Source organism: Pseudocitrobacter sp. RIT415 (genome assembly GCF_003057695.2).
Classification (GTDB): Bacteria; Pseudomonadota; Gammaproteobacteria; order Enterobacterales; family Enterobacteriaceae; genus Pseudocitrobacter; species Pseudocitrobacter faecalis.
Genome location: NZ_QBJC02000026.1, coordinates 1 through 12,751 on the forward strand (window position 1 = coordinate 1; position 12,751 = coordinate 12,751).

The following is a 12,751-nucleotide window of genomic DNA, read 5'->3' on the forward strand; positions in this document are numbered from 1 at the left end:
TTTTTCTATTGGTTTTCATTTGTTGTTAAGCTTTCTTATATTATTTATGCAAAAGATGGTTGTGCGTCTCTTTTAATAAAATTAAAAGCAGAAATAAGTATAATTCAAGGGTAAGGGCTGGTTTAAAATGATTGTCATGCAAGAATAACGAATTGAGGAAATGAATATCTTTAATGAGCGCTTTCTGCCTTTCACATTTTCATGACCATTGCGCCGGGCAACAGGTTTGCAAAGCGGTCAATCTGTCTCGTAATGTTTCACCGTCCGGAAACGCCAGTTCCGGCGCAATCTCAAACAGTGGCCACAGCATAAATCCACGATTCTTCATATCGTAGTGCGGAACTGTCAGACGCTCGGTGTGAATCACTGCATCGCCAAACAGCATGATATCGAGATCGAGTGTGCGTGGCCCCCAGCGTTCCGCTTTACGGACGCGGCCCTGCTGCAGTTCAATACGTTGAGTATGGTCGAGAAGCTCTTCAGGAGTAAGCATGGTTTCCAGCGCCACAGCGGCGTTGAGGTAGTCTGGCTGATCCTGCGGCCCCAACGGCGGGGTACGGTAAAAAGAGGAGAGCGCGACAATCCGGCTTTGTGGGATTTCACCCAGCGCCTGAATTGCCGCATTGACCTGCTCCAGCGGAGAGGCCAGATTGCTGCCGATTGCGATATACGCAAGGGTCATGCGTTGTTGCTCTCGCGACGCGGCGCGCGTTTACGCGGGCGACGGTGGCGACGGCGGGTATCCGGCTCGTCACCCAGATTGGTGAGCATATCTTTCTGTGCCGGCGGCGCGGCCACCTGAAACTCGCCCCACCATTGGGTAAGACGTTGCAGCTCGGTGTTGCGTTCCGCTTCGGCGCGCAGCGCCAGCAGATCGTAGGCAGCACGGAATTTTGGATGCTCCATTAACTTCCACGCGCGTTTGCCCTGACGGCGAGACATGCGCAGTTGTAGTTGCCAGATATCGCGAATCAGCGAGGTAATGCGTTTTGGAATGGCAAGCGATCGGCAGGCTTCATCCAGCACGTCGTTCATCGCCAGTGCGAAAGCATCATGATACGTCAGGCCGCTTTCCTGGGTAATTTTCTGCGCCATCTCCAGCAGTGGATACCAGAACATTGCCGAGAACAGGAACGCCGGGTTCACGCGCATATCGTTACGAATGCGGTTATCGGTGTTTTTAAAGACCTGGCTGATAATCCGTTCCATCGCGCTGTCGCCTTCTTCGGTGAAGTAGCGGGTGATGGTCGGGAAAAGCGGCTGGAACAGGTTGTATTCGCGCAGCAGCTTATAGGTATCGTAACCGTAGCCTGCCTGCAGCAGTTTCAGCGACTCTTCAAACAGGCGTGCTGGCGGGACGTCGTTGATCAGTGTCGCCAGACGAGGAATAGGTTCTGCGGTCTCTTCGCTGATGCGCATGCTTAATTTGGCGGCGAAACGCACGGCGCGCAGCATTCGCACCGGATCTTCGCGATAACGCGTTTCCGGGTCGCCAATCAGACGAATTACGCCTTCTTCGAGGTCCTGCATGCCGCCGACGTAATCACGCACGGTGAAATCGGCCACGCTGTAATACAGGCTGTTAATGGTGAAGTCGCGGCGCTGGGCATCTTCTTCGATAGAGCCGAAGATATTATCGCGCAGCAGCATGCCGTTTTGCCCGCGCTGAGAGGTGGTTCGGTCAGATTGCGCCTCTTCGTGGTGCCCGCGGAAGGTGGCAACTTCTATAATTTCCGGGCCAAACATGACGTGGGCCAGACGGAAGCGACGACCGACCAGACGGCAGTTGCGGAACAGTTTGCGCACTTGTTCCGGCGTCGCGCTGGTGGTGACATCGAAATCTTTTGGTTTTTTGCCCAGCAGCAGGTCGCGAACGCCGCCGCCAACCAGGTAGGCTTCATAACCCGCCTTATTCAGACGATAGAGAACCTTCAGGGCGTTTTCGCTGATATCTTTGCGGGAAATAGCGTGCTGCTCGCGCGGAATGACCGTCATTTGAGGACGGGCGATGGCATTGGCTGCCTCGCTTTCCTCACGGCTTAGCACCTTGCGGCAAAAATTAGCGACTCGGGTAAAAATGGTACACCTCGGTAGTGTCAGTCTTATGGACTAAAAAAATAGCGGCTAATCATAGCTCAGCATCATGCATTTGAGAATGGCGGATTTACAATCGCCCTTTCCGGCACGGTGTCAAGCGTCCAGTTATCTACAGCATTTTTCAGTAATTCGGCAAGCGTAAGATCCTGCCACGGTATCACAACGTCCTGCCCTAAAAAGCGTAGCGCCTGGGTTAATACGGGGCGAGGATCGCCTTGTGGCAAGGCAGGCGCATGATTTTGCTTGGAAAGTTTAGCGCCTTCTGCGTTGAGCGCCAGCGGAAGATGAATATAGCCGGGCTCGGGCCAGGCAAAATGACGATAGAGAGAAATCTGGCGCACCGTCGGTTCGATTAAGTCTGCGCCGCGGACAATTTCCGTTACGCCCTGGAAGTGGTCGTCGACCACAACAGCAAGATTATAGGCAAACAGACCATCACGGCGATGGATAATAAAATCTTCCGTGGCCAGACGTGGGTCGGCAGTAATTTCACCGCGCAGGTTATCGTGGAATGCCAGTACAGGCTCATTCTGGCGAATACGCAGCGCGGCGTTTGCCGCACCAGGGGATAAATCCCGGCAGTGCCCGTCATACATGCCGCCAATACTCTGAATGCGCGCGCGGGTGCAGGTGCAGTAATAGCTGAGCCCTTGTTGATGCAGCCAGGCCAGCGCCTCGCGATAAGCGTCATGACGTTGCGATTGCCACAGCACGTCACCATCCCACTCCAGTCCATAATGTTCCAGCTGGCGCAAAATTGTGGTTGCGGCACCGGGAACTTCACGAGGAGGGTCGATATCTTCAATGCGAACCAGCCAGCGACCCTGCAGAGCGCGAGCCTGGAGATAGCTGCCGAGTGCGGCGACCAGCGAACCAAAATGCAGCTCACCAGAGGGGGAGGGGGCAAATCGCCCGATGTAAGGTTGTGATGACATGATTGACTGATTATAGAAACGGCAAGGCGGGAATCGCTCCCGCCTTGAGAATAGTAATGATCATTGGCGCTTGATTAGCCAGCCATCTGTTTTTCGCGGATTTCCGCCAGCGTCTTGCAATCAATGCACAGATCGGCAGTTGGACGCGCTTCCAGACGACGGATGCCAATTTCGACACCGCACGATTCGCAGAAGCCAAAATCTTCGTCTTCTACTTTCTTCAGCGTTTTCTCGATCTTTTTAATCAGCTTACGCTCGCGATCGCGGTTACGCAGTTCGAGGCTGAACTCTTCTTCCTGGGCTGCACGGTCTACCGGATCCGGGAAGTTGGCCGCTTCATCCTGCATGTGTGTAACGGTGCGATCGACTTCATCCCGAAGTTGATTACGCCATGCTTCCAGAATACGACGGAAGTGTGCCAGCTGGGCTTCGTTCATATACTCTTCGCCCGGCTTCTCCTGGTACGGCTCCACCCCAGCGATGGCGAGAATACTCAGGGACGATGTTTTACGGTTTTGCCCTTCTTGCATGTTGCTTCTCCTTAACACGCACTATCGATCCCCGTGTTCGGGGGAAAAATCAGGCCGCTATAAATAGCAGATGCGATTCCGTATGGCAATTATCTAAACGTAACACTTGACAATGCTGTGAGGAAAAGCGTATTTGCGACGCAGCCCGAACACTAAATATCCAGATCACACCCGTGGTAACGTGACGGGCAACGGTGATCTCAGAGTGATGTTATTGGCAGAAAGTTCCGCTTTATAAGCCAGAATCTCCACCCCCCGTTTATGTGCTTCCGCTAATAATTGTGCGTATTGAGCATCAATATGGTGTGCAGGTGCGAAATATTCAATGGCTGAGTGTAAAACAGTGAACAATAACACCGCCCGATCGCCCGCTGCGACAACGCCCATCAGCTCGCGTAAATGCTTCTGCCCGCGCAAGGTAACTGCATCCGGGAAGTAACCGTACTCCTTTTCCGCCAGCGTGACCGATTTCACTTCAATATAGCATCGCGGGCGATCATCTGCCTGTAACATAAGGTCAATTCTGCTGCCCTCTGCACCATATTTCACTTCACTTTTCAGCGAACTATAGCCTGTAAGGGCTGGGATCGTTTCAGAGAGTATCGCCTCTTTGGCAAGCTGATTAGCGCGTTGGGTGTTCACACAAATGAATGCACCGTTTTGGGTTTGCGTAATTTCCCAAGTGTGCGGATATTTGCGTTTAGTATTTTCTGATGTGGAATACCACACGGTATCGCCAGGCGTGGCACAACCGGTCATCGCACCGGTATTTGGGCAATGAAGGGTGAGGGTTTCACCTTCCGGCGTGACCACATCGGCGAGGAACCGTTTATAGCGTTGAATCAGCGTGGCATGCTGGAGAGCGGGCGTAAAATCCATAAGGCGTCCTTGATTATTCTGAAAGTGTCCAGCGCTGGAGCGGGGTATAACGCGTTCGACCATTGATGAAGTTCGACTCATAGAGCACAAACTCGCTCACCGGAATTTCCCAGTGAAATCCCGGCGCCGGAATTGGCACCGCATGCGCCGTATTGCGCAGCAGCGTTAAATGCGGGTGAAACGGCTGCGGGCTCTGATAACAGCCGCTGCGTGCCGCCTGAGCACGCAGCATATTAGCCAGCTGTAACATCCCGCGCGGCGGTTGACGGGTTCCCAGCCATACTACGCGTGAACGCAACCATTGTCCGGCATCGTCCAGGTGCAGGGTAAAGCCCGGCTGGCGGATGCGCCCCGCGAGTTTTGCCAGCGCGGCCTGCTTTTCAGCGCTCACTTCTCCCAGGAACGCCAGAGTGATGTGCATATTCGCCGCCGCCACCGGCCTTCCGGCATCATCCGGAAAGTTTTCCGCTCGCCAGCGCACAATCTGGCGCTGGATTTTGGTCGGGATCTCAATGGCGAAAAAGACTCTTTTCGACTCAGACATAGTGGGTACTCGGTAATGAATTGTGGCGATGCTACAATGTCCGCCTTTCAATGTTAACCCTTTGGAGCCAAACGTGTCGCAGTTGCCGGTCGCCGCTGTTCTTCCCGATCTTCTTTCTGCCCTGGCGAACGCGCCTGCCGTACTGCTTAACGCGCCGACGGGGGCGGGAAAATCGACGTGGCTACCGCTGCAAATTTTACGCGAAGGCAATATTAGCGGGCGGGTTATCCTGCTTGAGCCGCGCAGGCTGGCGGCGCGTAATGTCGCGCAGCGGCTGGCGGAACTGCTCGGTGAAAAGCCCGGTGAAACCGTTGGTTACCGGATGCGCGCTGAAACCTGCGTCGGGCCGGCTACGCGTCTTGAAGTGGTGACTGAAGGCATTCTGACGCGCATGATCCAGCACGATCCTGAACTGTCGGACGTGGGGCTGGTGATCCTCGATGAGTTCCATGAGCGTAGTTTACAGGCGGACCTCGCGCTGGCATTGCTGCTCGACGTTCAGCAGGGGCTGCGTGACGACCTGAAGCTGCTGATTATGTCTGCCACGCTGGACAACGATAAGTTGCAGCGCTTGCTGCCTGATGCGCCGGTCATCATCTCCGAAGGGCGTGCGTTCCCGGTGGAACGTCGCTATCAGGCGCTGCCCGCCCACCAACGTTTTGATGAAGCTGTGGCTATCGCCACGGCGGAACTACTCCGCGCAGAGCCTGGCTCGCTGCTGCTGTTTTTACCCGGTGTGGGTGAAATCCAGCGTGTTCAGGAACATCTGGCCACGCGTGTAGCGTCTGACGTTCTGCTTTGCCCGCTTTATGGCGCGTTGTCGCTTGGCGAGCAGCGTCAGGCTATTCTTCCTGCGCCTGTCGGCAAGCGTAAAGTCGTGCTCGCCACCAATATCGCTGAAACCAGTCTGACTATCGAAGGTATCCGTCTGGTGGTCGATTGCGCGCAGGAGCGGGTTGCGCGATTTGATGTGCGCTCCGGGTTGACCCGGCTGGTGACTCAACGTGTCAGCCAGGCATCGATGACCCAGCGCGCAGGCCGCGCAGGGCGACTGGAGCCCGGTATCTGTTTACATCTGCTGGGAAAAGAGCAGGCGGAACGCGCGGCGGCGCAAAGCGATGCGGAAATTCTGCAAAGCGATCTCTCTTCGCTTCAACTGGAGCTGTTGCAGTGGGGCTGCTATGACCCACTGCAGTTAAACTGGCTGGATGCGCCACCGCCGGTCAATCTGGCTGCGGCAAGGCGCTTACTGACGCAGCTTCAGGCGCTGGACGGCGAACGTCTGACGGCACAGGGACAGAAAATGGCGGCACTGGGTAACGACCCGCGTCTGGCGGCGATGTTGATTGCCGCGAAAAGTGATGATGAGGCTGCCACGGCGGCCCGGCTGGCGGCGATTCTGGAAGAGCCGCCGCGCGGTGCGGGTAGCGATCTGGGACACGCGTTTTCGCGCAATCAATCGAACTGGCAACAGCGTAGCCAGCAGTTGCTCAGACGTTTGAACCGGCAGGGCGGAAAACCGGATAGCGACGCCATTCCCGCGTTGCTGGCGCAAGGTTTTCCTGACCGTATCGCCCGTCGACGCGGGCTGGATGGGCGCTATCAACTGGTGAACGGCATGGGTGCAATGCTTGATAGCGATGATGCGCTAAGCCGCCATGAGTGGCTGATTGTGCCGCTGCTGTTACAGGGCAATGCATCGCCCGATGCGCGTATTTTACAGGCTTACGCGCTGGATATAGACGCACTGGCGGCGCACTGCCCGCAGTTAATTGAACAGTCCGATACTATCGAATGGGACGACGCGCAGGGTACGCTGAAAGCCTTGCGCCGTAGCCGCGTTGGGCAACTGACGATAAAAGTTCAGCCGCTGGCGAAACCGTCGGAGGACGAGCTGCATCAGGCGATGCTCAACGGTATTCGCGATAAAGGCTTAAACGTTCTGAACTGGACAGAAGACGCTGAGCAGCTACGCTTGCGTCTGCAATGCGCCGCGCGCTGGTTGCCGGAAGAAGCCTGGCCTTCAGTCGATGAGGCGTCGTTGCTGGCGGAGCTCGAAGCCTGGCTGCTGCCGCATATGAGTGGCGTGAAATCGCTACGTGCGCTGAAAAATGTCAATGTCAGGGAGGCGTTACAGGCCTGGCTTCCGTGGTCATTACGACAACGTCTGGATAGTGAGCTACCAACTCATTACACTGTGCCCACCGGCAGCCGAATTGCAATTCGCTACGATGATGAAAACCCGCCCGCGCTGGCGGTGCGAATGCAGGAGATGTTTGGTGAGGCGAGCACGCCAACTATCGCTCAGGGGCGGGTGCCGCTGGTGCTGGAGTTGCTCTCCCCGGCGCAGCGTCCTTTGCAGATTACGCGCGATTTAAGTGCGTTCTGGCAGGGGGCGTACCGGGAGGTGCAAAAAGAGATGAAAGGGCGCTATCCGAAACACGTCTGGCCGGACGACCCGGCGAACACCGCGCCGACGCGGCGGACGAAAAAGTATTCGTGAAAGGTTTTCCCCCTCTCCCGTGGGAGAGGGCCGGGGTGAGGGCATCAGTGCGCATGTTTTCCCCCTCACCCTAACCCTCTCCCTCAAGGGAGAGGGGACAGATTGTGCATATTGCTAAGTTCAGTGCATGTTTTTCCCCTCTCCCTGTGGGAGAGGGGATAGAACGAGCGAAATTTGAGAGATATCTTCTTCTGTTCCAAAACAGAAGAACTGAGAATCAGGCCTTTGCGCCTGAATGTTGCGGAGAGAAAGCATGGCGGGGAATGACCGCGAGCCGATTGGACGTAAAGGCAAGCCTGCGCGTCCGGCGAAACAAAAGGTGAGCCGTCGTCGCCTCAGAGATGAGGATTACGACGACGATTATGATGATGACTATGAGGATGATGAGCCAATGCCACCACGTAAAGGAAAGGGCAAGGGCGGCAAGCCTCGTAGAAAACATGGCTGGTTCTGGCTGCTGGTGAAGCTGGCTATCGTTTTTGCTGTTCTGTTGGCGATTTACGGTGTCTATCTTGACCAGAAAATTCGCAGCCGTATTGATGGCAAAGTCTGGCAACTGCCGGCGGCGGTGTATGGCCGCATGGTTAACCTTGAGCCCGATATGCCCATCAGTAAGAAAGAGATGGTGCAACTGCTGACGGCAACACAGTACCGCCAGGTGACCGCGATGACGCGTCCAGGCGAATTTACCGTGCAGGCCAACAGTATTGAGATGATCCGCCGTCCGTTTGATTTCCCGGACAGTAAAGAAGGGCAGGTGCGCGCGCGTCTGACCTTTGATGGCGATCACCTCGAAACCATAGAGAACATGGAGAACAACCGTCAGTTCGGCTTCTTCCGTCTCGATCCGCGTCTGATCACCATGCTCTCTTCGCCAAATGGCGAACAGCGTCTCTTTGTGCCGCGCAGCGGTTTCCCGGATCTGCTGGTGGATACCCTGCTGGCGACCGAAGACCGTCACTTTTACGAGCATGATGGTGTAAGCCTCTACTCGATCGGTCGTGCGGTGCTGGCAAACCTGACGGCGGGCCGTACGGTGCAGGGGGCGAGTACGCTGACGCAGCAGTTGGTGAAAAACCTGTTCCTCTCCAGCGAACGCTCCTACTGGCGTAAAGCCAATGAAGCGTACATGGCTGTGCTGATGGATGCTCGTTACAGCAAGGATCGCATCCTTGAGCTGTATATGAACGAAGTGTACCTCGGCCAGAGCGGCGATAACGAAATTCGCGGTTTCCCGCTGGCGAGCCTGTACTACTTTGGTCGCCCGGTGGAAGAGCTGAGTCTCGATCAGCAGGCGTTGTTGGTCGGGATGGTGAAAGGCGCCTCTATCTACAACCCGTGGCGTAACCCGAAGCTGGCGCTGGAGCGTCGTAACCTGGTGTTGCGTTTACTGCAACAGCAGAACTTTATCGACCAGGAACTGTACGACATGCTCAGCGCCCGTCCTCTGGGTGTGCAGCCGCGCGGCGGGGTGATTTCACCGCAGCCTGCGTTCATGCAGATGGTGCGCCAGGAGCTGCAGGCAAAACTTGGCGATAAAGTGAAAGATCTCTCCGGTGTGAAGATCTTCACCACCTTCGACTCGGTGGCGCAGGATGCGGCAGAAAAAGCGGCGACGGAAGGTATTCCGGTACTGAAGAAACAGCGTAAGCTGAGCGATCTTGAAACGGCGATGGTGGTTGTCGATCGCTTCAGTGGCGAAGTTCGCGCGATGGTTGGGGGCGCAGAGCCACAGTTTGCCGGGTATAACCGCGCAATGCAGGCACGTCGTTCTATCGGCTCGCTGGCAAAACCGGCGACCTATCTGACCGCGTTAAGCCAGCCGAATCAGTATCGTCTGAACACCTGGATTGCAGATGCGCCGATTTCTCTGCGTCAGCCGAATGGTCAGGTGTGGTCGCCGCAGAACGATGATCGTCGCTTTAGCGGTCAGGTGATGCTGGTTGATGCACTGACACGTTCGATGAACGTGCCGACGGTTAACCTCGGTATGGCGCTGGGCTTGCCGGCAATTACCGATACCTGGCAGAAACTGGGCGTGCCGAAAGATCAGCTGCATCCGGTTCCGGCGATGATCCTGGGCGCACTGAACCTGACGCCGATTGAAGTGGCACAGGCGTTCCAGACTATCTCCAGCGGCGGTAACCGCGCGACGCTCTCTGCATTACGTTCGGTGATCGCGGAAGATGGTACGGTGCTGTATCAAAGCTATCCGCAGGCCGAGCGTGCCGTTCCGGCGCAGGCGGCATACATGACGTTATGGACCATGCAGCAGGTTGTTCAGCGTGGTACCGGTCGTCAGCTGGGAGCGAAATATCCGGGCCTGCATCTGGCGGGTAAAACGGGTACCACCAACAACAACGTCGATACCTGGTTTGCCGGCATTGATGGCCGCGAAGTGGTGATCACCTGGGTCGGCCGTGATAACAACCAACCGACGAAACTGTACGGTGCAAGCGGTGCGATGTCGATTTACCAGCGCTATCTGGCGAACCAGTCGCCGATTCCGCTGGTGCTGACGCCGCCGGAAGATATTGTGGATATGGGCGTCGATTACAACGGAAACTTCGTGTGCTCTGGCGGCTCGCGTATGTTGCCGGTGTGGACGACTGACCCGGATGCACTCTGCCAGCAGGGTGAGATGATGCAGCAGCAACAGGAGCAGCAGTCGGGCAATCCGTTCGACCAGTCCTCTCAGCCGCAGCAACAGCAGCAACCACAAGAGCAACCGAAGAAAGAAGAGAAAGACGGCGACGGTGTCGCTGGCTGGATCAAGGATATGTTTGGCGGTAATTAATACCGTTAACGCGCAAAGCCCGCTGAGTAAAGCGGGCTTTTTTATGTGCGATTGTCAGAATCTCGTAATCACTAAAATCAATCTATTAACCCTCTGTTTTCATCTGGTTATTTCTTGAACCTTTAATCCACAACCACCCCTATATTGCTTGCTATATCGCCGCCGTTTGGCCTATTATTCGGCGGTTATAATAATAATTCTCGTTTACGTTATCATTCATCATTCCATCAGAGATATACCAATGGCGCATCTGAAAACTGCTCAGCCAAACCACTCGCTGCGTAAAATCGCAGTCGTAGTAGCCACAGCGGTTAGCGGCATGTCTGTCTATGCACAGGCGGCGGTTCAACCGAAAGAAGAAACCATCACCGTTACTGCGGCACCTGTTTCCCAGGAAAGCGCGTGGGGGCCGGCTCCGACGATCGCGGCGAAACGTTCAGCGACCGCAACCAAGACCGACACGCCGATTGAAAAGACGCCGCAGTCTGTTTCGGTGATCACGCGTCAGGAAATGGAGATTCGTCAGCCGACGACGGTAAAAGAGGCAATGGCCTATACGCCGAGCGTTTTCTCTACCCGTGGTAGCTCTTCCACTTATGATGTTGTTTCTATTCGCGGATTCACTGCGCCGACGACCGTAAACACCAACCAGTATCTGGATGGTATGAAACTTCAGGGCAATAACTATTCTGAAGTCTCGATGGACCCCTATTTCCTGGAACGCGTTGAAGTTATGCGCGGGCCAACCTCAGTGCTGTACGGCAACAGCAACCCAGGCGGCATCGTGAGCATGGTCAGCAAACGCCCGACCACCGAACCCCTGCGTGAAATTCAGTTTAAAATGGGCACAGATAACCTGTGGCAAACCGGCTTTGACTTCAGCGACGCGATCGACGATGCGGGTGTGTGGTCCTACCGTCTGACCGGTTTAGGCCGCAGCCAGGACACCCAGCAGGAGATGGCGAAATCAACCCGCTACGCGATTGCACCTTCCTTCAGCTGGCGTCCGGATGATAAAACCGACTTCACCTTCCTGAGCAATTTCCAGAGCGATCCGGATGCGGGTTACTATGGCTGGTTGCCGCGCGAAGGTACGGTGGTGCCTTATGTTGATGCTAACGGTAACTCGCATAAGCTGCCGACCGATTTCAACGAAGGTGAGAAAGATAACAAGATGCAGCGTCGCCAGCAGATGGTGGGCTACAACTTCTCTCACGTGTTTAACGATACTTTCACCGTGCGCCAGAACCTGCGCTACGACCAGGTGAAAACGCTTTATAAAGCGGTGTACGGTTTTGGCTACGACGGCGCGGGTAAAATTAACCGCAACTACGTTCGTTCTGACGAAGCGCTGAATGCCTTTACCGTTGATACGCAGCTGCAATCCAACTTTGCCACCGGTGATGTTGACCATACGCTGCTGACGGGCGTCGATTATTCACGTATGCGTAATGACGTTGACGCGCTTTATGGTTCCGCCAGCCCGTTAGACATGAGCAACCCGCAGTATGGTAATGCGAATGTGTCCATCAACTTCCCGTACGCGGTACTCAACCGTATGGAACAGACGGGCCTCTACGCACAGGATCAAATCGAGTGGGATAAGTGGGTGCTGACGCTGGGTGGTCGCTACGACTACGCGAAAACCTCAACTCTGACCCGTTCAAGCAATTCGTTAGCTGAGAAGAACGACCAGCAGTTCACCTGGCGTGGTGGCCTGAACTACCTGTTCGATAACGGCATTTCTCCGTACTTCAGCTACAGTGAATCTTTCGAGCCGACCTCTGGCTCAACGAAAGAAGGCACGCCGTTTGATCCGTCTCGCGGTAAGCAGTACGAAGCGGGCGTGAAGTATGTGCCTAATGACAGACCGATCGTGCTGACGGCGGCGCTGTACCAGTTGACGAAGAATAAAAACCTGACGGCGGATCCGAACGATCCCACCGGTCTTTACAGTGTACAGGCGGGTGAAATTCGTTCTCGCGGCGTGGAGCTGGAAGCAAAAGCGGCGCTGAACGCGAACATCAACCTGACGGCGGCCTACAGCTATACCGATGCAGAATATACGGAAGATACCATCTTCAAAGGTAAGCGTCCGGCGGAAGTTCCGCGTAACCAGGCTTCTCTGTGGACGGACTATACCTTCTACGATACCGTCCTGAGCGGGCTGACCTTCGGTGCGGGTGTTCGTTATACAGGCTCAACGGTGAGCTACTACAAAAACGATACCTCCACAGGCAAGAAAAACGATTCGTTCAACGTCGGTAGCTACACCGTGGCGGACGCGATGGTGAAATACGATCTGGCGCGCTTCGGCCTGCCGGGTTCGTCTGTTGCCGTGAACGTCAACAACCTGTTTGACCGCGAATATGTCTCCAGCTGCTATAGCGAATATGCATGCTACTGGGGTGCGGAACGTCAGGTTGTCGCGACAGCGACCTTCCGCTTCTAATCTCTCCTATCGGG

9 protein-coding genes are annotated in these 12,751 nt (G+C 55.4%); 3 read left to right on the top strand and 6 right to left on the bottom strand.

The window, feature by feature from the left end; genetic code table 11:
* Positions 1-199 precede the first annotated feature (199 nt).
* The 6 genes from folK to thpR all read right to left on the bottom strand — a co-directional run bounded on the left by folK (position 200) and on the right by thpR (position 4,985).
* Entirely contained in the window at positions 200-682 is a 483-nt protein-coding gene (gene folK, locus DBY68_RS19935) for a 2-amino-4-hydroxy-6-hydroxymethyldihydropteridine diphosphokinase (protein ID WP_108476990.1), read from the bottom strand.
* The gene (pcnB, locus tag DBY68_RS19940) at positions 679-2,079 is read right to left on the bottom strand and encodes a polynucleotide adenylyltransferase PcnB (protein ID WP_233503911.1); all 1,401 of its coding nucleotides are present in this window, start codon (positions 2,077-2,079) and stop codon (positions 679-681) included. Before pcnB ends, folK begins: the two co-directional genes overlap by 4 nt.
* A gap of 62 nt (positions 2,080-2,141) precedes the next feature.
* The gene (gene gluQRS, locus DBY68_RS19945) at positions 2,142-3,032 is read right to left on the bottom strand and encodes a tRNA glutamyl-Q(34) synthetase GluQRS (RefSeq protein ID WP_108476988.1); all 891 of its coding nucleotides are present in this window, start codon (positions 3,030-3,032) and stop codon (positions 2,142-2,144) included.
* 74 nt (positions 3,033-3,106) lie between these two features.
* The gene (gene dksA, locus DBY68_RS19950) at positions 3,107-3,562 is read right to left on the bottom strand and encodes an RNA polymerase-binding protein DksA (protein ID WP_002463986.1); all 456 of its coding nucleotides are present in this window, start codon (positions 3,560-3,562) and stop codon (positions 3,107-3,109) included.
* Positions 3,563-3,727: 165 nt separating this feature from the next.
* On the bottom strand, positions 3,728-4,441 hold the full coding sequence (gene sfsA, locus DBY68_RS19960) for a DNA/RNA nuclease SfsA (RefSeq protein ID WP_108476987.1): 714 nt from the start codon (positions 4,439-4,441) through the stop codon (positions 3,728-3,730).
* Between the two features lie 13 nt (positions 4,442-4,454).
* Positions 4,455-4,985: an RNA 2',3'-cyclic phosphodiesterase gene (gene thpR, locus DBY68_RS19965; RefSeq protein WP_108476986.1), complete on the bottom strand. Its 531-nt coding sequence runs from the start codon at positions 4,983-4,985 to the stop codon at positions 4,455-4,457.
* A gap of 73 nt (positions 4,986-5,058) precedes the next feature.
* On the opposite strand from thpR, the gene hrpB reads away from it, so the two are divergent.
* The 3 genes from hrpB (at position 5,059) to fhuA (ending at position 12,737) form a co-directional block, all read left to right on the top strand.
* Positions 5,059-7,488 carry an ATP-dependent helicase HrpB gene (gene hrpB, locus DBY68_RS19970; protein WP_108476985.1) on the top strand — a complete coding sequence of 810 codons (2,430 nt, stop codon included), beginning with the start codon at positions 5,059-5,061 and terminating at the stop codon, positions 7,486-7,488.
* 253 nt (positions 7,489-7,741) lie between these two features.
* Positions 7,742-10,285 carry a bifunctional glycosyl transferase/transpeptidase gene (mrcB, locus tag DBY68_RS19975; RefSeq protein ID WP_108476984.1) on the top strand — a complete coding sequence of 848 codons (2,544 nt, stop codon included), beginning with the start codon at positions 7,742-7,744 and terminating at the stop codon, positions 10,283-10,285.
* Positions 10,286-10,526: 241 nt separating this feature from the next.
* Entirely contained in the window at positions 10,527-12,737 is a 2,211-nt protein-coding gene (gene fhuA / locus DBY68_RS19980; protein ID WP_108476983.1) for a ferrichrome porin FhuA, read from the top strand.
* Positions 12,738-12,751: the final 14 nt, after the last annotated feature.